Source organism: Shewanella sp. MSW, from assembly GCF_007636515.1.
In the GTDB taxonomy this organism is placed as follows: Bacteria; Pseudomonadota; Gammaproteobacteria; order Enterobacterales; family Shewanellaceae; genus Shewanella; species Shewanella indica.
Genome location: NZ_LVDR01000009.1, coordinates 16,876 through 38,790, shown reverse-complemented (window position 1 = coordinate 38,790; position 21,915 = coordinate 16,876). Strand labels below are relative to the sequence as shown.

The 21,915-nt window shown below is 53.9% G+C and carries 22 protein-coding genes and 1 pseudogene; 19 read left to right on the top strand and 4 right to left on the bottom strand.

The annotated features are described in order from the left end of the window. The first annotated feature begins 142 nt into the window (after positions 1–142). From lexA to AYI96_RS11320, 6 genes and pseudogenes are all read left to right on the top strand, one after another. Complete coding sequence (gene lexA, locus AYI96_RS11345) at positions 143–763, top strand: transcriptional repressor LexA (protein ID WP_039035332.1); 621 nt, start codon at positions 143–145, stop codon at positions 761–763. Further along, complete coding sequence (locus AYI96_RS11340) at positions 760–1,251, top strand: cell division inhibitor SulA (protein ID WP_052248213.1); 492 nt, start codon at positions 760–762, stop codon at positions 1,249–1,251. Before lexA ends, AYI96_RS11340 begins: the two co-directional genes overlap by 4 nt. Before the next feature lie 470 nt (positions 1,252–1,721). Further along, a pseudogene (coxB, locus tag AYI96_RS11335) lies at positions 1,722–2,843 on the top strand (cytochrome c oxidase subunit II); the annotation flags it as partial. 18 nt (positions 2,844–2,861) lie between these two features. Then, a complete protein-coding gene (gene ctaD, locus AYI96_RS11330) occupies positions 2,862–4,472 on the top strand; it encodes a cytochrome c oxidase subunit I (protein ID WP_144361635.1) in 1,611 nt (536 codons plus the stop codon). Position 4,473: 1 nt separating this feature from the next. Further along, complete coding sequence (locus tag AYI96_RS11325) at positions 4,474–5,037, top strand: cytochrome c oxidase assembly protein (protein ID WP_028780846.1); 564 nt, start codon at positions 4,474–4,476, stop codon at positions 5,035–5,037. Further along, positions 5,034–5,909 carry a cytochrome c oxidase subunit 3 gene (locus tag AYI96_RS11320; RefSeq protein ID WP_144361634.1) on the top strand — a complete coding sequence of 292 codons (876 nt, stop codon included), beginning with the start codon at positions 5,034–5,036 and terminating at the stop codon, positions 5,907–5,909. Before AYI96_RS11325 ends, AYI96_RS11320 begins: the two co-directional genes overlap by 4 nt. Here AYI96_RS11320 and AYI96_RS11315 read toward each other — a convergent pair. Beyond that, complete coding sequence (locus AYI96_RS11315; protein WP_025010819.1) at positions 5,906–6,124, bottom strand: DUF2909 family protein; 219 nt, start codon at positions 6,122–6,124, stop codon at positions 5,906–5,908. The genes AYI96_RS11320 and AYI96_RS11315 overlap by 4 nt on opposite strands. On the opposite strand from AYI96_RS11315, the gene AYI96_RS11310 reads away from it, so the two are divergent. From AYI96_RS11310 to AYI96_RS11255, 12 genes are all read left to right on the top strand, one after another. Further along, positions 6,096–6,842 carry an SURF1 family protein gene (locus tag AYI96_RS11310; protein WP_144361633.1) on the top strand — a complete coding sequence of 249 codons (747 nt, stop codon included), beginning with the start codon at positions 6,096–6,098 and terminating at the stop codon, positions 6,840–6,842. The two genes, AYI96_RS11315 and AYI96_RS11310, sit on opposite strands and share 29 nt — an antisense overlap. 51 nt (positions 6,843–6,893) lie before the next feature. Then, positions 6,894–7,436 carry a hypothetical protein gene (locus AYI96_RS11305; protein ID WP_039035328.1) on the top strand — a complete coding sequence of 181 codons (543 nt, stop codon included), beginning with the start codon at positions 6,894–6,896 and terminating at the stop codon, positions 7,434–7,436. After that, the gene (locus AYI96_RS11300; protein ID WP_144361632.1) at positions 7,436–8,419 is read left to right on the top strand and encodes a COX15/CtaA family protein; all 984 of its coding nucleotides are present in this window, start codon (positions 7,436–7,438) and stop codon (positions 8,417–8,419) included. Before AYI96_RS11305 ends, AYI96_RS11300 begins: the two co-directional genes overlap by 1 nt. Positions 8,420–8,432: 13 nt before the next feature. Next, the gene (cyoE, locus tag AYI96_RS11295) at positions 8,433–9,338 is read left to right on the top strand and encodes a heme o synthase (protein ID WP_039035326.1); all 906 of its coding nucleotides are present in this window, start codon (positions 8,433–8,435) and stop codon (positions 9,336–9,338) included. A gap of 3 nt (positions 9,339–9,341) precedes the next feature. After that, the gene (locus AYI96_RS11290; protein WP_039035325.1) at positions 9,342–9,989 is read left to right on the top strand and encodes an SCO family protein; all 648 of its coding nucleotides are present in this window, start codon (positions 9,342–9,344) and stop codon (positions 9,987–9,989) included. A 105-nt stretch (positions 9,990–10,094) separates the two neighbouring features. Then, the gene (locus tag AYI96_RS11285) at positions 10,095–10,412 is read left to right on the top strand and encodes an STAS domain-containing protein (RefSeq protein ID WP_028780840.1); all 318 of its coding nucleotides are present in this window, start codon (positions 10,095–10,097) and stop codon (positions 10,410–10,412) included. Further along, positions 10,390–10,752: a response regulator gene (locus AYI96_RS11280; protein ID WP_025010825.1), complete on the top strand. Its 363-nt coding sequence runs from the start codon at positions 10,390–10,392 to the stop codon at positions 10,750–10,752. Before AYI96_RS11285 ends, AYI96_RS11280 begins: the two co-directional genes overlap by 23 nt. A gap of 21 nt (positions 10,753–10,773) precedes the next feature. Continuing rightward, positions 10,774–12,879 (top strand): chemotaxis protein CheA, encoded by a 2,106-nt coding sequence (locus tag AYI96_RS11275; protein WP_144361631.1) that lies wholly within the window; start codon positions 10,774–10,776, stop codon positions 12,877–12,879. A gap of 12 nt (positions 12,880–12,891) precedes the next feature. Next, the gene (locus tag AYI96_RS11270; protein ID WP_144361630.1) at positions 12,892–13,443 is read left to right on the top strand and encodes a chemotaxis protein CheW; all 552 of its coding nucleotides are present in this window, start codon (positions 12,892–12,894) and stop codon (positions 13,441–13,443) included. An 18-nt stretch (positions 13,444–13,461) separates the two neighbouring features. Continuing rightward, positions 13,462–16,047 carry a methyl-accepting chemotaxis protein gene (locus AYI96_RS20670; protein WP_144361629.1) on the top strand — a complete coding sequence of 862 codons (2,586 nt, stop codon included), beginning with the start codon at positions 13,462–13,464 and terminating at the stop codon, positions 16,045–16,047. A gap of 10 nt (positions 16,048–16,057) precedes the next feature. After that, positions 16,058–16,930 carry a CheR family methyltransferase gene (locus AYI96_RS11260; RefSeq protein WP_039035321.1) on the top strand — a complete coding sequence of 291 codons (873 nt, stop codon included), beginning with the start codon at positions 16,058–16,060 and terminating at the stop codon, positions 16,928–16,930. 2 nt (positions 16,931–16,932) lie between these two features. Then, positions 16,933–17,952, top strand: coding sequence for a chemotaxis response regulator protein-glutamate methylesterase (locus tag AYI96_RS11255; RefSeq protein ID WP_039035320.1), 1,020 nt, complete (start codon positions 16,933–16,935; stop codon positions 17,950–17,952). On the opposite strand, the gene AYI96_RS11250 is transcribed toward AYI96_RS11255, so the two are convergent. Beyond that, entirely contained in the window at positions 17,942–18,997 is a 1,056-nt protein-coding gene (locus AYI96_RS11250) for a polysaccharide deacetylase family protein (RefSeq protein ID WP_144361675.1), read from the bottom strand. The two genes, AYI96_RS11255 and AYI96_RS11250, sit on opposite strands and share 11 nt — an antisense overlap. A 19-nt stretch (positions 18,998–19,016) precedes the next feature. Here AYI96_RS11250 and AYI96_RS11245 point away from each other — a divergent pair, with 19 nt between their 5' ends. Beyond that, on the top strand, positions 19,017–20,357 hold the full coding sequence (locus AYI96_RS11245; RefSeq protein WP_039035318.1) for an MATE family efflux transporter: 1,341 nt from the start codon (positions 19,017–19,019) through the stop codon (positions 20,355–20,357). 58 nt (positions 20,358–20,415) lie between these two features. Here the strand turns inward: AYI96_RS11245 and nfuA are convergent, their stop codons facing one another. Together nfuA and AYI96_RS11235 are read right to left on the bottom strand one after the other, a co-directional pair. Continuing rightward, positions 20,416–20,994, bottom strand: a complete 579-nt coding sequence (gene nfuA, locus AYI96_RS11240) for a Fe-S biogenesis protein NfuA (RefSeq protein WP_039035317.1) — start codon at positions 20,992–20,994, stop codon at positions 20,416–20,418. A 194-nt stretch (positions 20,995–21,188) separates the two neighbouring features. After that, positions 21,189–21,725, bottom strand: coding sequence for a ComF family protein (locus AYI96_RS11235; protein WP_233962971.1), 537 nt, complete (start codon positions 21,723–21,725; stop codon positions 21,189–21,191). Between the last annotated feature and the right edge of the window lie 190 nt (positions 21,726–21,915).

The window sequence follows — 21,915 nt, the reverse complement described above, 5'->3', positions numbered from 1 at the left end:
ATAATTCGTAAGCCTGACTGTCCAAATCTGCCACAGGTTAAAACATTTACCCTCCCCTAAACGTTTCAATTTTGGTTAATACTTGCGCTGATCAAAATACTGTATATACTGACAGGTACTGTATGAAAAAACAGGAATCACCATGAGACCACTGACACCGCGCCAGGCACAGATTCTGGAATTGATTAAACGCAATATAGCCGACACCGGCATGCCGCCAACCCGGGCTGAAATTGCTACCCGGTTAGGCTTCAAGAGTGCCAATGCCGCAGAGGAACACCTCAAGGCACTGGCAAAGAAAGGCTGTATTGAGATCATGCCAGGCACCTCTCGTGGTATTCGCTTGTCACATGATGAACAAGCGGAGTCAGAAGCAGGTCTGCCCTTAATAGGCCAGGTCGCTGCCGGGGAACCCATACTGGCACAGGAGCATGTTGAGCAGTATTACCAGGTCGACCCTGGCATGTTCCATCCCTGCGCCGACTTCCTACTGCGGGTACGCGGCGACAGCATGAAGAACATAGGCATTCTCGAAGGTGATCTCCTGGCGGTTCACAAGGTACAAGAAGCCCGTAACGGTCAAGTCGTGGTGGCCAGGGTTGAAGACGATGTAACAGTGAAGCGTTTTGAAAAGAAAGGTAATGTGGTTTATCTACATGCCGAGAACGAGGCTTACTCCCCAATCAAAGTCGACCTGACTTTCCAGCCATTGACCATTGAAGGACTGGCGGTAGGCATAATACGCAATGGAGACTGGCTATGAGCATAATGACGGGCAACGCCCCAAGACACCCAGGCCTGTGGACAGACACCAGTATTGCCGGCAATCAGCCTTGGCAACATACCGGCATCTCCAGCTTGGCCAGCCATAGCCAGGGACGTCAGGAATTATTACGCCTCTGCCCTCAATTGGCGCAATTGAGTCAACAGGGACGCTGGATAGTCTTGATTAACGCCCCTGCCAACATAGGTTACAAGGAAACCTTAGCAAGGGCCGGTGTCAGAATGGATAGAGTTCTCTTGGTGCGCACCAAGGATGAAATCGAAGCCCTGTGGGCAACGGAAAGAGCCTTGACCAACGGCACCTCCAGTGCAGTGATCAGTTGGATAAACAGCCTGGATGCCCGTGATAACCGTCGATTGCAGCTGGTTGCCCGTAACGCCAGAGCCATGGGAATAGTGCTGGAAACAGGACGGCAGGCGAAAGAGATGGATAACCGCCTCAACGAACTTACCCGCTCCATCCATTAATTGTATGAATAAAGGCCATTCCTGGGATGGCCTTTATTCTGTGCCTTTTGGGTGCAATACCTTTCCTTGTAAATCGACGCAAAGCCGCGCTGGTCAGCCCCTCACGCAGAATTCACCTCTAGATTAACAGACGCTTTTCTTTCATACAGTTAGAAAATATCGTGATCTTGATCAATATTTAATCTACAAGTAATGTAAGAACAACGATTGTGTTATCTCCATGCAATTCGTCGTAGGTTGAACGTCCCATTTCGCTTTATAGCGAGTAAGGCCGTCGCCGGAAATGCTGAGTATATTCAGCGGTAAGTGCAACAGTGGTTACCACCTGTATACCTAGATCTAAGTGAAACCGCCGCCGCACTTTGAAGTCATCGTTGCTTTTTTGGGAACTGAAGAGTTTGCATAGAGCAAAGACTTACTGTGTGACTCTTCTTTGTAGTTGCGAATGCAATTGACAGAGGAGATGTCTTGTGAAGCAATGGCTGTGTGTTTTGCTGACCTTGTTGTGCGTCAGCTTGTTGTCTCCAGGTGCTCAGGCAGATATGCCCTTGAATATGACTCAAGGGGTAACTGAGATCAGTGGCAAGGTGTATCACCTGCACATGATCATTCTTTATATCTGCTGCGCCATAGGTTTGGTCGTATTCGGCGTGATGATCTACGCCATGATCAACCATAGAAAATCCAAAGGGGCAGTCGCGTCCCAATTCCATGAAAGTACCAAGGTAGAAATTGCCTGGACGCTTATCCCCTTCTTAATCCTTATCCTGATGGCAATCCCCGCAACCAAGACGCTGATTGCCATGGAGGATCCCAGTGATGCCGACCTGACGGTCAAGATCACCGGCTCGCAATGGAAATGGCACTACAGCTATTTCGGCGAAGACATCGACTTCTTCAGCATATTGGCAACGCCGAGGTCCCAGATAGAAGGCCAGGAAGCCAAGGGCGAGCACTACCTGCTTGAAGTCGACAAGCCGTTGGTATTGCCCATCAATCGTAAAGTCCGATTCCTGATGACCTCAGATGATGTGATCCACTCCTGGTGGGTGCCCGCCTTTGCCGTCAAAAAAGACGCCAATCCCGGTTTTATCAACGAAGCCTGGACCCGGGTGGACAAGCCGGGGATCTACCGCGGCCAATGTGCCGAGCTTTGCGGTAAAGACCACGGCTTTATGCCGATTGTGGTGCAGGTACTGGCAGAAGATGAGTTCGACGCCTGGATGGCAAAGCAGAAACAAGCCGCGGCTACAGCCGCCGAAGAAGCTCAGGCGGCCCTCAGTGAGACCATGAGCCATGATGAAGCCATGGCGCTTGGCGAACAGATCTATATGGCGCGCTGCGCCGCCTGTCATCAGCCAAACGGCGCCGGACTTCAAGGGGTGTTCCCGGCGCTCAAGGGCAGTGCTATTGCCATAGGCCCAATAACAGCCCATCTGGACATAGTGATCCATGGCAAGACAGGCACCGCCATGCAAGCCTTCGGCAAACAGATTACCGCCAAGGAACTGGCCGCTGTGGTGACCTATGAGCGCAATGCCTGGGGCAATAACACAGGCGACACAGTGCAAGCCGCCGACGTCAATAACCACGGGCAGTAGGGGAAGAAGATGAACTCATTCAGTCAAGATGCGAAAGCCGGTGTTCAGGAAGTCACTGAACAGGAACACCAGCATCATCACGCCCCCAAGGGGATCATGCGCTGGTTGCTGACCACCAACCATAAAGATATAGGCACACTCTATCTCTGGTTCAGCTTCATCATGTTCCTAATCGGGGGCGCCATGGCCATGGTGCTCCGTGCTGAATTATTCCAGCCCGGTTTGCAACTGGTCGAGCCCAATTTCTTTAACCAAATGACCACAGTACACGGTCTTATCATGGTTTTTGGTGCCGTGATGCCGGCCTTTACCGGCCTGGCCAACTGGTTGATCCCCATGATGATAGGTGCGCCGGATATGGCGCTGCCGAGGATGAATAACTGGAGCTTTTGGATTTTACCCTTCGCCTTCTTAATCCTGCTTAGCTCATTGTTTATGGAAGGCGGCGGCCCCAATTTTGGCTGGACCTTCTATGCGCCATTGTCGACAACTTATAGCGCAGACAGCACAGCCTTGTTTGTTTTTTCAATACATATCATGGGGATAAGCTCAATCATGGGGGCGATCAACGTGATAGTCACCATAGTGAATCTGCGCGCACCTGGCATGAACTGGATGAAGCTGCCCCTGTTCGTCTGGACCTGGCTTATCACCGCCTTCCTGCTGATAGCCGTCATGCCGGTATTGGCCGGGGCCGTGACCATGGTACTCACAGACAAATTCTTCGGCACCAGCTTCTTCGATGCCGCCGGCGGTGGAGATCCTGTGATGTTCCAGCATATTTTCTGGTTCTTCGGCCACCCCGAGGTGTACATAATGATCTTGCCGTCATTCGGCATCATCTCGGCCATCATTCCGGCATTCAGTCGCAAACCTTTGTTTGGCTACGCCTCAATGGTCTACGCCACCGCCAGCATCGCGATCCTCTCCTTCCTGGTGTGGGCACATCACATGTTCACCACAGGTATGCCTGTCTTTGCCGAACTCTTCTTTATGTACTGCACCATGCTGATTGCCGTGCCAACCGGGGTCAAGGTATTCAACTGGGTTGCCACCATGTGGCGGGGATCCATCAGCTTTGAAGCCCCTATGATGTTCGCCTGTGCCTTTATTATTCTCTTCACCATAGGCGGCTTCTCCGGCCTGATGTTGGCAATCACCCCAGCCGACTTCCAATACCATGACACTTACTTTGTGGTTGCCCATTTCCATTATGTGCTGGTCACCGGCGCCATCTTCTCCATCATGGCCGCCGCCTATTACTGGCTACCCAAGTGGACCGGGCATATGTACAGCGAGACCTTGGCCAAGTGGCATTTCTGGTGCTCGGTCATTTCGGTCAATGTGTTGTTCTTCCCGATGCATTTCCTCGGGCTGGCCGGTATGCCCAGACGCATCCCCGACTACTCGGTGCAGTTTGCCGATGTCAATCAGATTGTCTCCATAGGCGGTTTTGCCTTTGGCCTGTCACAGCTGATATTTCTGGTACTGGTGATCAAGTGTATTCGCGGCGGCACCCAGGCTCCGGCCAAACCTTGGGAAGGTGCCCAAGGACTTGAGTGGACACTCCCAAGTCCGGCGCCTTATCACACCTTCAGCACTCCGCCGGAGATTAAGTGATATGGCAGACTCCCGCCCCGACAACCGTAAACTGGTACGCCTGCTGCTACTTGGCGCCGTAGCCATGTTCGGCTTCGGCTTTGCCCTGGTGCCGCTCTATGACGTGCTTTGTCAGCAGTTGGGGATCAATGGCAAGACCAACACCAGCGCCGCCACTTATAGTGCCCAAGTGGATAACAGCCGCTTGGTCACTGTGGAGTTTATCTCTCAGGTGGCCAAGGGAATGCCGTGGGAGTTCAAGCCGGAAGTGACCCGTATCAAGGTGCATCCCGGCCAGTTGACCCATACCCGCTTTCTGGCCCGCAACCTGTCACACCAATACAAGATAGGTCAGGCGATCCCTTCCGTTTCACCGGGACAAGGCGCCGCCTACTTCAATAAAACCGAGTGCTTCTGTTTCAATCAGCAGCCGCTGGCTGCCGATGCCAGTGCCGAGTTGCCACTGGTGTTTTACGTGGATCCGGACCTGCCGGACTCCATCAGCACTCTGACCCTCTCTTACACCCTCTATGACATCACGGATAGACAGATATCCGATGCCCTGGAGCAAGGAGCAGCGAAATGACCAGTAAACATGAACACTATTATGTTCCGGCTCAAAGCGCCTGGCCGATTGTCGGCGCATTGGGGCTTTTCCTTATCGCCTATGGTGCCGGTACTTATGTATCCCAGCTCAAGTCTGACGGTGGCCACGGCAGCTACGTACTGCTGACAGGAATTGCCGTCATTCTGTTCATGCTGATTGGCTGGTTCAGAAACGTGATCCATGAATCCATGAGTGGCCTCTATTCGCCACAGATGGACAGGTCATTTCGGCAGGGAATGAGTTGGTTCATCTTCTCTGAGGTGATGTTCTTTGCGGCCTTTTTCGGCGCCCTCTTCTATGCCCGTATGGTGGCAGTGCCTTGGTTGGGTGGTGCATCCAACAATGCCATGACCAACGAAGTGCTCTGGCCTGGATTCAGCGCAGGCTGGCCCTTACTGAAAACCCCGGACGGCACTGAAACCCAAGCCATGGGTTGGAATGGTTTACCCCTTTTCAACACCATTATTCTGCTTACCTCCTCTATTACCCTGCACTTTGCCCACCTGGGGTTAGAGAAAGGCAAACGCACCGCCTTAACCCTCTGGCTTGGAGTCACCATCTTGCTGGGACTGGCGTTTTTAATCTTGCAGGGAGAGGAATATGTCCATGCCTACACTGAGCTGGGGCTGACGCTGCAGTCCGGCGTTTATGGCAACACCTTCTTCCTGCTGACAGGTTTCCACGGTATGCATGTGACTCTGGGCACGCTGTTCCTGTTGGTGCTGTTTTTCAGGGTTTTAAAGGGGCACTTCAGCGCTGAGCGTCACTTTGCCTTTCAGGCCGGCAGTTGGTATTGGCACTTTGTCGATGTGGTGTGGCTATGCCTGTTTGTTTTTGTGTATGTGCTTTAGTAAGGCCGGGGATTAGGGGAAATAATCCCCAGCGCCAATGCCAGCAGCAACAAAAGAACCACCAACGCCGAAAACAGCACCCGGCGGCCAAGAAAACGGCTCATGGGAACAGATGAATCGCCGCGCACCATGATCCACAGGGCGCGACCAAGGTTGAAAATGATGAACAGCAGTAGCAGTACCAATATGACTTTAAAGAAAAAACTGACTGACATTCACTCTCCCATCCCTTGGGGGCGTTACCTTGCACTGTTATTTACTTTGGGGCTGTTTCTACTCATGGTCAAGCTGGGATTCTGGCAACTGCAGCGCGCTGAAGAAAAGCAACTATTGGCCCAGGAGATTGCCGCCAGAGCGGATGCGGGGCCAAGCAGCTTTTCAGCTCTGCTGAGGCGAGACCCAGACACCCGACTCACAGGGCAGAAACTGCAGCTGAGCGCCAATGTATTGAGCGGTAAGCAATTGCTGCTGGACAACCAGGTGTATCAGGGACGCGTGGGCTACCTGTTGCTGCAACCTTTGCAAGTTGAGCCGGAGCAACCCTGGCTATTGCTGGAGCTGGGGTTTATCCCAGCCGCAGAAAAACGCAGTGAACTGCCAGAGATATTGCCATTACCGCCACGCCTCACCCTCGAAGGCCGATTGTGGCAAAAGGGCAGTAATCCACTGAGCCAGGAGCTCTTGGCCGAAGCCGGTTGGCCCAAGCGAATACAAAATCTCAACTGGCCGCAGCTCGAGCACTTGCTTGGGCACAAACTGATCCCGGCCGTGTTGCAGCCGGTTCAGCTGGAAGGTGTGGACTTGCCAAGACCCTGGCAGCCATTGCCCATGCCGGCTGAAAAACACCTGGGTTATGCCCTGCAGTGGTTTTCCATGGCTGCCGCCCTGTTATTACTGCATGTCTGGTGGCGCTGGAAACTGAATCGACACTAACCATAGGGCGAGCTGAATTCAGAACGCCCAATTACAGCAAGAGGAGCCAGGATGAACTCCCGAACCCAAAGACCACTCTTGATACTACTGCTGGCCTTTGCCCTGCCTGTGATACTGGCAAAACTGGTACTGAGCTTCGAGCTGTATCAAGGCGGAGCCACCAATAAGGGCCAGTTGCTGCCGGCTAATCTGGGTTATCAACAACTTGGGCTAGACAACCCGCTTCCCGGCCGTTGGCAAGTCCTATACCTGATACCGGCCAACTGCGATGAACTGTGCCAGGAACGACTCTACATATTACAGCAGAGCCATACGGCGCTGGGCGCCGAGATGGACAGGGTCGACACCCTGATTTTCATCAACCGGGAAAGCGACACGGAAGCTCCGCTAAACAAGGACTTTCATCGAGTCACTCTGGATAAACCTCTGACCGCCGAGAATCCATTACAGCAGCAGATGTTGGTGATAGTCGATCCTCTGGGCGCTTGGGTGTTGGCCTATCCTGTGATAGTGGGTCACCAGGGCCAACTCTTGCAGGGCAAGGCCTTGGTCAGCGACCTGCGCAAGCTGTTGAAACTCTCGAGGGTGGGCTGATGAAACTGAACTTGCTACTGAAGATGACCCTGATCTGCACTCTGACGGTCATCCTGTTGGGCGCCTACACCCGGCTGTCGGATGCCGGCCTTGGCTGCCCCGACTGGCCCGGTTGCTATGGCCATATCAAAGTGCCTTCCCAGGCCCATGAGTTGGCTCATGTCGAACGCCACTTTCCGGGACAAGAAATCGAACCCAAGAAAGCCTGGCTGGAGATGATCCACAGATATGTGGCCGGCTCGCTGGGGATTCTGGTATTACTTATTTTGATCCAGAGTTGGCGTGGCAGCGCAACCCCGAAGAAGCTACCGGGACTGATCGCCGCACTGATAGTATTTCAGGCGCTGCTGGGAATGTGGACTGTGACCATGAAACTGATGCCCGTCGTGGTCATGTCTCACCTGCTCGGGGGATTCACCCTGTTTTCGCTGCTGTTGCTGCTGTATCTCAGGCTCAGGCCTCTGCCAATCCCGGATGGCGATCCCCAAGCCCGCACCTTGGCGCCTTTGGCCATGGTGGCGCTGGCCATTGTGGTACTGCAAATTATGCTCGGCGGCTGGACCTCCTCCAACTACGCCGCCCTGGCCTGCACAGAGTTGCCTATCTGCGAAGGTGACTGGAGCAGCAACCTACGTCTGGCAGATGCCTTCTCTCCTTTTCAGGGGCAGCATCCCAGCTTTGAGTTCGGCGTATTGGATTATCACAACCGGATGACCATACATATTGCCCACCGAATAGGTGCCCTGCTGACCGCGATAGTGGTACTCACCCTGGCATTGATGCTCTGGCGCAGAGCCGACTCGAGCATGCTGAAACGCTCGGCTCTGGTACTCACCTTGGTGCTGGGATTACAGCTGTCATTGGGCCTGGCCAACGTATTGCTGCATCTGCCGCTGCCGGTGGCGGTTGCCCATAACGGCGGCGCAGCCCTGCTGCTGCTGACTTTGGTATTCATCAACTATGCGCTTTGGCGTAAAGCCTAAAGAGGGACTGTTTATGGCCAAACTACTCTCCATAGCCCAGGACGCGACCCGCACAGAGATCTCCTGGCGCGATTACCTGGAAATGACCAAGCCCAAGGTGGTAGCGCTGATGCTGCTCACCGTCCTGGTGGGCATGTGCCTGGCGTTGCCCGGTGCCGTCCCCCTACAGCCTTTGCTTGCCGGGCTAATGGGAATTGCCATGATGGCGGGCTCGGCGGCCGCCTTGAATCACCTTATCGATCGACGCATCGATGGCCTGATGGCCCGCACTTATAACCGCCCCTTACCCAAGGGACGAGTGAGCGTGAGCCGGGCCTTGAGCTTTGCCGTCTTGCTTGGAGTGGCGGGCTTTACCCTACTCTATTGGCTGGTGAATCCACTCACCGCCTGGTTGACCTGTGCCAGCCTGATTGGCTACGCCCTTATCTATACCGCCTATTTAAAGCGGGCAACCCCCCAAAATATCGTGATAGGTGGCCTTGCCGGTGCCATGCCGCCACTGCTGGGTTGGACGGCGGTAACCAATGACTTTCACGGCCACGCCTGGCTGTTGGTGATCATTATTTTCACCTGGACTCCGCCTCATTTCTGGGCCTTGGCCATTCACCGTCAAAAAGAGTACGCCAAGGTGGATATCCCCATGCTGCCTGTGACTCACGGGGTGGAATTTACCAAGACCTGTATTCTGCTCTACACCCTTCTGCTGGCCATCGCCTGCTTATTGCCGGTTTTGGTTGGCTTGAGTGGCCCCGTCTATCTGCTGGCTTCCACCATTCTCAGTTGCCTGTTTATCTACAAGGCCTGGCAACTCAAGTTTGCCGATCGTCCCGGGCTGGCGATGGCCGTGTTCCGTTTCTCTATCTATCAGCTGATGCTGCTGTTTATTGCCCTGCTGGTGGATCATTACCTCTGGAGTTGAATCATGAAGAAACGCATCTTGGTGGCGGGGATTTTGCTCATAGGTCTTGGCGGTTTGGCCAGTGTACAGCTGTTTCACCGACCTTCGTCTCAGCCGCCGCAGGCATTGCAAACCAGCTTTCAATATGAAACCCCAAGACCACTGCAACCTTTTGAGTTGCAGGACCAAAACGGCCATCAATTCGATAATGACAAGCTAAAACAGCAATGGAGTCTAATTTTCGCCGGTTACACCTCCTGCCCGGACGTATGTCCCACCACCCTTGGCAAACTCAGTGCCGTCTACCCGAAACTGGCACAAGTGGCACCAATACAGGTGATACTGCTCAGTGTCGACCCTGAGCGTGACAGCCAAAGCAAACTCAAGGATTACCTGGCCTTCTTTAATCCCGAGTTCATAGGTTTGCGAGCCGAGCACCCGGCATTACTGCCCTTCAGCCGCGATCTGGGCCTGGTGTATTCACTGGTCGGCGATGGCCCTGACTACCAAGTGGATCACAGCGCCTCTTTGATCCTGATCTCGCCCGACGGCCGCCGCTACGCCACCATCAAGCCCAGTTCACAGACACCCGGACAACTGCCGCAAATCCGCAACGATGAACTGCTGGCCGACTTTCGCACTCTGGTTACTCAGTATCAAGGGCCTCACTAACCCCCTAAAGAGCCTAGTCATTCATATACCATTTTTTCTTTTGAAAAGAGGCAGAAGTGAAATTTGCCGACTATCTTTTGTGTGTTGGGAAAACAGGGAAGCACTATGTCCATCGACACACTGGCACTGGGTTCAGAGATCAGCATTCGCAATATTCAGCCACTCTACCAAAAACTATTGGAGCTCTTGCATCGGGTCGATGAATTGATCCTGGATGCCGGTGAGTTGCACAAGGTGGATACTGCCGGCGCCCAGTTGCTGTACCTGTTTGCTCTGAGTTGCGACAAGCGAGGGTTGAAACTGTCATGGCAACAGGCTCAACCCACCTTTATCGCTCAACTGACGCGCCTGGGGATCAGGATCCCGACACTCGATTCGGATTTTGAAAAGGAAACGCTCAATGAAGACAATCCTCGCAGTTGATGATTCAGCCTCCATGCGGCAAATGGTGAGCTTTACTCTCAAGACAGCAGGTTTCGACGTGACCGAAGCCAACAATGGCGAGGAAGCGTTGAAAGTAGCCCAAGGCAGAGAGTTTGACCTGGTGATATCGGACGTCAACATGCCAATTATGGATGGTATCGAGCTGATACGTAACTTGCGCGAGCTGCCCAACTACAAGTTTGTGCCCATGTTGATGCTGACCACAGAGTCGACCACAGACAAGAAGCAACAGGGACGAGCCGCCGGAGCCACCGGTTGGATAGTCAAACCCTTCAACCCGGATCAGCTGTTGGCCACGGTTCGCAAAGTATTGGGTTAGCCTCCGGCAAGGAGCGGATATATGGACATAGATCTGAGCCAATTCACCCAGGTGTTCTTTGAAGAAAGCCTCGAAGGCCTGGAGGTCATGGAATCTGAGCTGCTGAAACTGAACGTGCAGCAACCGGATCCGGAAACCATAAATACCATTTTTCGTGCCGCCCATTCGATTAAGGGAGGCAGCGCCACTTTTGGTTTCAACCAGGTCGCCGGATTCACCCACTTGCTGGAAACCCTGTTGGATGAAATCCGTGATGGCCGCCGGGAAATGACCGCCAATCATCAGGATATGTTGCTCTTGTCGGTGGATCTGCTGCGCAACATGCTGCAGGCCTTGATGGCAGGTCAAAGCTTTGAATCGCCCCAGCAACAAGAGCTGGAAAACCGCTTCAATCAGGAGCTGTCCGAAGTTGCCGGGGTCGAAGATGCGCCGGATAACGCCAGCCAAAACAGTGAAAAGTCAGCAACCAAAGCATCAGAAACCAAAGATTCTGAAACCAAAGAGTCTGAAACCAAAGATATTGGGCTCAGCTGGCAGATAGATTTCCATGCCGGCGCCGACATTCTCAGATGCGGCAACGACCCCATTTTGATGTTCAACGAACTCGCCGAGCTGGGTGAGCTAAAAGTCAGCCTGCCAGCGCAGGAACTGCCAGAGTTTGAAGACCTGGACCCCGAATCCTGCCGTCTGTATTGGCAACTGCAACTCAACACAGAGGCGCCACTTGAGCGGATAAAAGAGGTGTTTGAGTGGGTCGAGGACGACTGTGAAATCCATTATCAGCAGTTGCCCGCCAAGACACAGCTTGTCGAAGGTGTCTCACCGCAGGAACAAGCCCCTATCTCGACTTCTGCCCCAGCCTCCCAAGAAACACAGGTCGCAGCCACCACAGCCAAAGTGGAGTCCGGCAAGGCTGTTGCCAAAACGGCGGAAACCAGTTCTATCCGGGTCAGCACCGACAAGATAGACATGCTGATCAATATGGTGGGTGAGCTGGTGATCACCCAGGCTATGCTGGGGCAGATAGGCCAACAGGAACGCATTGACGATAACGCTCTGCTGTCACTGCAACAGGGGTTGGAGCAATTGGCCAATCACACTCGGGATCTGCAGGAAAGCGTGATGCAGATCCGCATGCTGCCTATCAGCTTCGCCTTCAACCGTTTTCCCCGCTTGGTACGCGATATAGGTCAGCAGCTGGGCAAGAAGGTTGAGCTGATCCTCAAAGGTGAGGAGACAGAGCTGGACAAGACTGTGATGGAGAAAATTGTCGACCCCATGGTGCATCTGGTACGTAACTCTTTGGATCACGGCATTGAATCCCCTGCCGTGCGCAGTGCCAAGGGTAAACCGGAAACCGGCAGGATCACCCTCAACGCCTTCCATCAAGGCGGCAATATCGTCATAGAAATAACCGATGACGGCGCCGGATTGGATACCGGCAGAATTCTCGCCAAGGCCAGAGATAAAGGCTTGGTCGGCGCTGAAGAGGAACTCAGCACAGAGGCGATTCAGCAACTCATCTTTAAACCCGGCTTTTCTACCGCCGACAGCGTCTCCGACCTCTCTGGCCGGGGCGTGGGTATGGATGTGGTCAGACGCAACATTCAAGCACTCAGCGGCAGTGTAGAGCTGGCCTCGACGCCCGGCAAGGGTAGCCGTTTTACCATTCGCTTGCCTTTGACCCTGGCCATTCTCGACGGCCAGTTGGTGAGGGTCGGCGAGCATACTTATGTGGTGCCGCTGGTCTCCATCTATGAGTCGTTGCAAGTGGAAAGCAGTAAGGTCAACAAGCTGTCTGAAGAACACGAAGTGATCCGCCTGCGAGACGAGTACCTGCCGGTCATCCGCGTTTATCAGCAGTTCAATCACCAGGCTCAGGCCAAAGAGGTCAAAGAGGGGCTGGTGATGGTGGTGGACAACAACAACCAAAAAGTCGGCCTGCTGGTCGATGAGTTACTGGCGCAGCAACAAGTGGTGATCAAGAGTCTGGAAGACAACTACGCCAAAGTGCCCGGGGTGTCCGGCGCCACCATTCTCGGTGACGGCCGGGTGGCACTGATAGTGGATATTCCCGGACTCGTAGCCATGTCTGGCCTCAATCAAACTCAGGAACATGCAGCCTAGAAGGGAAGCGCAATGACAGAATCCAACCCTGCAACATCGGCAGCTGCGGAAGATCATTCACAGCAATACCTCACCTTTATGATGGCCGATGAGGAATATGGTGTCGATATTCTCTCGGTGCAGGAGATCCGTGGCTGGGAAGCAACCACGGTGATTCCCAATGCACCGCCCCATGTCAAAGGGGTGATCAATCTGCGCGGCACCATAGTCCCCATCATAGATCTGCGCCAAAGATTCGGTATCAAGACCCTGGCATATGGCCCAACCACAGTAGTGATAGTGCTGAAGGTGCGCCTGGATAAACAGCACAAGGTGATGGGCATAGTGGTGGATGCCGTTTCCGATGTTTTCAGTATCACCCAGAGCGAGATCCGCAGTGCGCCCGATTTTGGCCAGGACACGGACATGCGTTTCATCCATGGGCTCACCTGTGTGGCCGATAAGATGGTCATACTATTGAATATCAATATGTTACTCGGTAATGAAGTGCTGCCGGATGCATCACAACTTTCCAGTTTGCTGCAGCAACTGGACTTGGAACAGCCTCAGGCTACCAACCTTTAAGACATCGAGGAAAGAAGAATGGATGCCGCCAATGCCAACATAATCAACAGTAATCCCTGGAATCTGCTTGGCTTAATCACGGGCATCGCCGTGATGGCGCTCATGCTGCTAGGCCAGGATCCCAATATCATTATTATTCTGCAGGGCGTCACCCTGGTTTGCATACTGCTTGGGCTATTGCACTCACTCAAGCACAAAGGCACCCTGGATAGCGCCATCAACCAACTGCAGCGGTTGCTGAAAGACGGCACGCAGCAGTTTGCCGAGCTTGATCTTCCGGGCTGGAAGCCACTGCTGGACGAGCTCAGCCGTTGGCGTCAGAGCCAACGACAGCAGCAAGCCATTCTCAAGGCTCTGGATATCTGCCAGGCCAATGTGATGGTGGCCAATCCTGCCGGTGACATTCTCTACTTCAACCACTCGCTGCAACAAACCATGCAGGACGCCGAGGCCGACATTCAAGAGGTGTTGCCCAAATTCCAGGCCGACAAGCTGCAGGGTGCCAATATGGATGTTTTCCACCGCAACCCTGAGCATCAAAGGAAATTGATCGCCGGCTTGGAGCAGGTCTACTCGACTCAAATCAAGGTAGGTCGTCGTACCTTCAGCCTGATAGCTTCGCCGGTATTCGACGAAAACAAGCAACGTATTGCCACTGTGGTCGAATGGCAAGATCTCACCGAAGCCCTTAGCAAACAACAATTGGAGCAGCAAAGCGCTACAGAGAACACCCGCATCAAGCAGGCCCTCAATGTCTGCCAGGCCAATGTGATGGTCGCCGATAGCGACTACAAGATCATCTACCTGAACGACTCACTAAATGAAATGCTGGCCGGCAATGAGCAAAAGCTGCAACAGGAGTTGCAGACCTTCAACATGAGCAAGCTGATTGGCAGCAATATCGATATCTTCCATCGCCATCCTGAGCATCAGCGACAATTGCTGGACCAGCTCACCGACAGCTATAACACCCGCATCAAGGTGGCCGGGCTGACATTCAACCTGATTGCCACCCCGGTATTTGAACAAGGCAAGCGTACCGGCACAGTTGTGGAGTGGCAGGATATCACCGCCAGCCTGGCCAGAGAGCAGCAGGAAAAACAGCTGGCGGCCGAAAATGCTCGCATTCGTCAGGCATTGGATAATGTCAGTTCAAATACCATGGTGGCGGATAACGACGGCAATATCATCTACCTCAACCAGGCTGTGCAGCAGATGTTTCAAGCAGCCGAGAAAGATATTCTTCGCGATCTGCCCAAGTTCAATGCCGACAAACTGCTGGGACAAAATATCGATGGTTTCCACAAGGTCCCCAGTCACCAGCGCAATATTCTCGCCGGATTAACCGAGACCTACGACAGCCAGCTGCAAGTCGGTGGCCGTACCTTCAGAATCATTGCCAACCCGATACTGGACGCGGAACAGGGACGAATTGGCACTGTGGTTGAATGGGCCGATCGTACCGATGAGGTAGCCATAGAGCAGGAGATTGATGCCATTATCACGGCGGCCAACGACGGTGATCTGAGCCGCCGCCTGGATATTCATAACAAGGAAGGCTTCTTCCTTAATCTTTCCAACGGCCTTAACCGCTTGGTCGGCATCGCCGACAATGTCATTTCCAAAGTCGCCGATATCTTCGATGGCCTGGCCAAGGGGCAACTGGATCGTAAACTCGACGGCGAATATCGGGGTCAGTTTGCCAAGCTGCAGCAAGATGCCAACGCCACCATCAGCAAGTTGACCGAAGTGATTGGGGGTATCAATGACTCGGCCAATACCGTCACCTCTGGAGCCGAAGAGATAGCTCAGGGCAACGCCGACCTTAGCCAGCGTACCGAAGAGCAGGCCGCCTCCCTGGAACAAACCGCCTCCAGCATGGAGCAGATGACGGCCACTGTGAAACAAAGCGCCGAAAATGCCAATCTAGCCAACAACTTAGCCCAGCAGGCCAGCGAGAAGGCTGGCGAAGGTGGCAAGGTAGTCAAACAGGCCGTTAGTGCCATGGAGGAGATCAACACCTCGAGCAAGCGCATTGCCGACATCATCAGCGTGATAGATGAAATCGCCTTCCAAACCAACCTGCTGGCGCTGAATGCTGCGGTCGAGGCAGCCAGAGCCGGAGAACAGGGCCGTGGTTTTGCAGTTGTGGCCGGAGAGGTACGTAACCTAGCACAGCGCAGCGCCGGTGCTGCCAAAGAGATCAAAGAACTTATCCGCGACAGCGTCAACAAAGTTACGGATGGCACCCAGTTGGTCAATCAATCCGGTGAAACCCTGCAGGAGATAGTGCAAGCCGTCTCTAAAGTTGCCGACATGATCAACCAGATCAGCATAGCCGCCGAGCAGCAATCAGTTGGGATCCAGGAGGTCAATAAGGCTGTGTCGCAGATGGATGAAATGACCCAGCAAAATGCCGCCCTGGTGGAGCAGGTCTCGGCAGCCGGTGATGCCATGGCCGAACAGGCCAGGAGCATGAAGTGTCAATTGGGCTTCTTCAATACCGCTAATCTGGAAAAGGGCGCCCATAAGCCCCTGACCCTGATCGCCGGGGATAAGTCTCCCAAGATCCGTGTCAGTTCAGAAGAGTGGAGCGAGTTCTAGGAGACACTGATTGAGCTTCGATGAAGAGAAGGCATTCCCGATGACAGCAGCGGACTTTGGTATTATCCGCGAGCTGGCCTATCAACATACAGGGATAGTGTTACCCGAGCGCAAGCGTCATATGGTGTATTCCAGGCTCAGCCGCCGACTGCGACTACTGCGGCTGACCAATTTCGGCGATTATTGTCTCAAGCTACAAAGAGACCCTCTGGAACTGGCGCCCTTTATCAACGCGCTGACCACCAATCTGACCGCTTTTTTCCGGGAGCGGCACCACTTCAATTTTCTGGAAACCGAGCTGGTGCCCTATTGGCAGCAACGCAAACAGCGCAGGCTGAGAGTTTGGTCGGCGGCCTGTTCCAGCGGTGAAGAGCCCTACAGCATAGCCATGACCTTGGCAGAGCACTTTCCCGCCGCCTCGGGCTGGGATCTGAAAATATTGGCAACCGATCTCGATACCAATGTGTTGGCCAGAGCCGAAGCCGGAGTTTATCCCCTGACAGGGCTGGAGGCCATCCCCAAGCGGCAGCACCATTATCTGCAGAGCAGAGCGGAAGAGTTCAGCATTAGCAGCCAGATAAAAAAACTGATCTTCTTCAAACAACTCAACTTACTGGAACCCTGGCCAATGCAGGGCCCGTTCGATGCTATTTTCTGCCGTAATGTGCTGATTTATTTCGATCAGAGTACCAAGCAGAAGATAGTGGCCGGTTTCAGAAAACTCCTGGCCGATGATGGCGTGTTGTTTATCGGCCACTCGGAAAGCCTGACCAATATCTCCCGTGAGTTTGAAACCGTCGCCCAGACCACCTATCGCCTGCGGCATCAGAACTCAATTCTGCCGCGACAGTCCCACGCATCAGGAAGTAAGGAGTCATATTGATCATGGTAAGAGTACTGGTTATCGACGACTCGGCACTAGTGCGCCAGTTGCTGAGTCATATGCTCAGCCAGGCCAAAGACATTATGGTCGTCGGCTGCGCCGAAGACCCCTATAAAGCCAGAGAGATGATTAAAGTACTGCAGCCGGATGTGTTGACCCTGGATGTGGAAATGCCCAAGATGGATGGCCTGGCCTTTCTACGTAACTTGATGCGTCTAAGACCCATGCCTGTGGTGATGGTGTCGTCCTTAACCGAGCGCGGCGCCGATGTGACCTTAGAGGCCTTGTCCCTCGGGGCGGTCGACTTTATCGCCAAACCGAAACAGGACTTGACCAACAGGCTACTGGACTATCAGCAAGAGCTGATCGATAAGGTGCATCTGGCCGCCGCCAGTCATGTCACCCCGCAATATGGCAGCTCGGCGCCGCTCAGCAGCGATGCCAAACTCAAGCACCGCATCATAGCCATAGGCGCTTCCACCGGCGGTACTGAAGCCATTCAACGGGTAGTGGCGCCGCTGCCGGAAAATACCCCCCCCATAGTCATAGCCCAGCATATTCCCGCGACCTTCAGCGCTTCATTTGCCCGCCGCCTCAACCAACACGCCAGAATGGAAGTGATAGAGGCTCAGGGCGGGGAAAAATTGACTCAGGGCGTTGCCTATCTGGCACCGGGCCATGCGCACTTGGTTGTTGAACGTCGCGGTGCACATATCTACACCAGACTGCTGGACACAGAAACCGTCAACCGCCACAAACCCTCGGTGGACGTGCTGTTCAACAGCATTGCCGAGATTGCCGCTAAGTCGGCGATAGGGGTGATTCTCACGGGCATGGGTAAAGACGGTGCGGCCGGCCTGCTGAAAATGTGTCAAGCGGGAGCACACACCATAGCCCAGGATGAGGCCAGTTCCGTGGTATGGGGTATGCCGGGCTCGGCAGTGGCACTCAATGCCTGCAACGAGCAGTTGCCACTGGCGAATATCCCGGCCAGGTTGTTGCAATTACTGACTACTCCTTGACCCAGCTGCCGTCATCCTTTGGCCTAACCCATGCCTGGGAAAACCAATAATAGCTACCGTGACGTTTACTGGGAGCAGTACAGTTGTATCTGGATCGCCCCGGCGGCAAGTCCAGTTCAGCCTGAATTCGGAAACGATTCGCCGACAACCATTGAGGTTTCTTGGCGCCCTGCCCCTGCACATAACACATGAGCTGCGACTGATTGATATCGCTCATGTCCAGAGTCACCTCAAGTTCAGGCCGCCACTGGCCCATGGGTAACTCAGGGTTACTGGGGGAGATGGCCTGCACCGGCATATTCAGGCTATGCAGTTTCACCTTGAGAGCATTCATATCGGCATAGGCGCCGGCCACGGGGAATCGCGGCAAAGAGGTCAAAGCAGAGTGAAGGCCTGCCGCACCGGACTGCTGCCCCAAGCCAACAAATCCCAGTCGCTGCAACAAGGCCTCCAACTGGCTGTTATATTCGCCGTAGGGATAGGCGATTATCTTCAGATTGTCGCCGGTTTCTTTGGCAATTTGGGCCTCGGTCGCCAGTAGATTGGCTTCGATTCTCGCCAGCCACTGCTCCTCGGTTTCGGTGGCATAGCGGCGGATCAGATGCTCATGCCCCCAACTGTGATTGGCAATCTCGGCGCCTTCTGCCGCCAGTGTTCTGAGCTGCTCCCAGCCCATCATCTCACGATAACCCTTTTCTATCGGTTCTATTGCCACAAACAGTGTGTAAGGAAAACCAAACTCTTTCAGTATTGGGTGCGCCGCCTCGGCAATACTGAGGTAACCGTCATCGAAGGTGATGGCAACCGTTCTCGGTGCCAGCGCTTGGGACTGACGAATCGCCTCTATCACTTGGGTCAGCGGCACCACGTTGAAATCATGATCAGCCAGATACTGCATCTGTTCCCGAAACTGGGCCGGAGTCACACTGGTACTGGCCGGCGAGCTGTCAGAAACATGGTGATACTGTAGAATGACTGCCGCCAGGGTGGGCGAACTTATCAGCCCAAGACAACTGCAGAGCAAAAAGCACAGCTTTTTCAACATCATTAACCTCTGAGAAATTATGACCACCAGCATTGGCCTGTTCGACAGGCAAAAAAACCGCCAGCTGTTTGCACTGGCGCTTCCAATGATACTGTCCAACATCACAGTGCCGCTACTGGGTCTGGTGGATACGGCTGTCATAGGGCACTTGAGTGACGCCTATTATCTCGGGGGCGTCGCCGTTGGTTCGACCATTATAACACTGCTGTTCTGGTTGCTGGGGTTTCTGCGTATGGCTACCACGGGCCTGGTTGCCCAAGCCTATGGCGCCGATGACAAACCACGGCAACTGCAGCTGTTGTTGCAAGCCGGCTCGCTGGCACTTTTCCTCGGCTTGATGGCTCTGCTGTTGCAAGGGCCGATACTCAGCCTGGCCGCCAGTTTCTCCGATGCCAGTGAGCAAGTCAGCCACTACGCTGCCAGCTACTTTTCCATTCGTATCTGGTCGGCCCCGTTTGCACTGCTGAACCTGTCTCTACTTGGCTGGCTGCTGGGCCGTCAACAACCCAAGGCCGCCATGTGGCAGTTGATCATCGCCAACTGCGCCAATATAGCTCTGGATCTGCTGTTTGTTATAGGTTTGGGTTGGGGCGTGGAAGGCGCGGCCCTGGCATCCGTCATCGCCGATATGACAGCCTGTGCCGTAGCCTGTACTATGGTGTTGCGCCAGTTAAAACAGTTCAATGTGCCGCCTATTGCTGAGCTACTCGGGCAGTTACATCCCCGCGACTTTAGTCGCCTCTTGAGCCTGAATCTGGATATCTTTATCCGCAGCTTGTGTTTGCAGGCCACCTTCGCCTTTATGACCTTCAAGGGAGCCGGGCTCGGCGATGAAACTGTCGCAGCCAATGCCGTGTTATTGAATATGTTGCTGCTGATTTCTTACGCTTTGGACGGTATTGCCTACTATGCAGAGGCCGAAGTGGGCCGAGCTATGGGACAAAAACACTTGGATGCACTCAGGCAAGCGGTCGCCTTGGCGTTTAGCTGGTCGGCCATCATAGCCCTGGGCTTCAGCGGCTGTTTCTGGATTTTCGGTGAGCAGCTCATCGGCATGCTGACCAATATTCCCGAGGTTCGCCACACCGCCGTGCTCTACCTGCCATGGCTTATCGTCCTGCCGCTGCTGGCATTTGCTTCCTATCTATTTGACGGTGTCTATATTGGTGCCACCAAGGGTAAAGTGATGCGTAACAGCATGATTTTCGCCAGCTTGGCAGTATTTTTCCCGGTCTGGTTCATACTGCAACCTCTGGGTAACCATGCTCTATGGGTTGCGATGAGTGCCTTTATGCTGGCGCGTAGCCTGAGTCTCGGGCTGCACTTTCTCTGGCGCCAACACCACTTTATCCAGGCCTGATGGCAATAAAAAAGGACAGTTCAATACTGTCCTTTTCTTTGGCAGCCAAATACCAGAATTACTGGTAAGAATGGTCGCCATGTTGGTGATCAGTTACATCACGAACACCGGTTAATTCACCGGGGAAACGCTCCAACAGCTGAGTCTCAATACCGTCTTTCAGGGTCACATCGACCATGGAGCAACCGTTACAACCACCGCCAAACTGCAGTACCGCCACGCCGTCGTCCGTGATCTCCACCAACATGATGTGACCGCCGTGGCTGGCCAGCTGGGGATTAATCTCGGCCTGGATCATATACTCCAAGCGCTCGGTCAGTGAAGCATCATCAGACACTTTACGCATCTTGGCGTTGGGCGCTTTCAGAGTCAGTTGTGAGCCCAACTGATCGGCTACCAGGTCAATACTGGCTTCTTCCAGGAAAGGGGCGCTCTTTTCATCGACCATGGCCTTAAAGCCATTGAATTCCAACTCGATATCGTCGGCTTCAACCGCATCCGGTGGGCAATATGAAACGCCACATTCGGCCTGAGGAGTCCCAGGGCTGATAACAAAGACCCGAATATGAGTGCCTTCCGGCTGACCATCCAGGAGTTTAACAAAGTGCGCCTGAGCTGCTTCGGAAATGGTAATCATGACAACCTGCTCCGTCAGGGTAAACCTGAGTAAATTAGTAAGAATTAGCGATATCATACTCCGACTGTCATGCGCTTTGTAGTCCCGAAAGCGATAGAGCTGAGTTTTTTGTTGTCGGGATCTCGATTTTATCTTCCACAATTTCAAGTCGAATCTTGATATTTAGCTGACACATACTTACCACCTTTAGCCGCTCAGGAGCTATGACTCAATCCGGGCGCTTCTGCTCTGGCCAGGCACCACACCTGTATGTCCGGTGACCAGGGAGCCAGAGCCCTGGCAGCTTCCCGGATAGTGGTGCCTGTCGTCACCACATCATCCACCAACACCAATCGTTGCCACTGTAACTCTCCGCTCACGGCAAACGCCTTGGCCAGATTACGCCTGCGAGCCTTGCCACTTAGACCGGCCTGGGGTGCGGTATCTGCTACCCGCAGCAGCAAAGAGTCCACCAACGGCAACGCCAACTCTTGACTCAACATAGATGCAATCACCCAGGCCTGATTAAAGCCCCGCTGTTGCAACCTCGCCGGATGCAAAGGAACAGGCACCAAGACCTGGGGCCAACAGATAAGTCCGGCGGTCGCCAACGTCCTTACTCTGCAAGACAAGGCCCGAACCAATGCCGGCAGCGGGGCAAAATCCTGCTGGTATTTGACTCGGCCGACAAGTGGCCCCAATGCCGAGTGGTAGCTGGCCGGAGCCACCACAGGGATAGGATTGTGTTTCATACAAGAACCACAATAGCGACCAATAACAACCAACTCCCGACCACAGCCGAGGCAGATAGGTTGTCGGTAGCAACTGGCAGCAAGACAACAGGCACACAACCCCTGACTAGATGATGGGATCTGCTGATGACACAAGAGGCAACGGTTGGGTAAACTGGCGGCCAATAGGGCCCGGCATCCTGCCAATAGA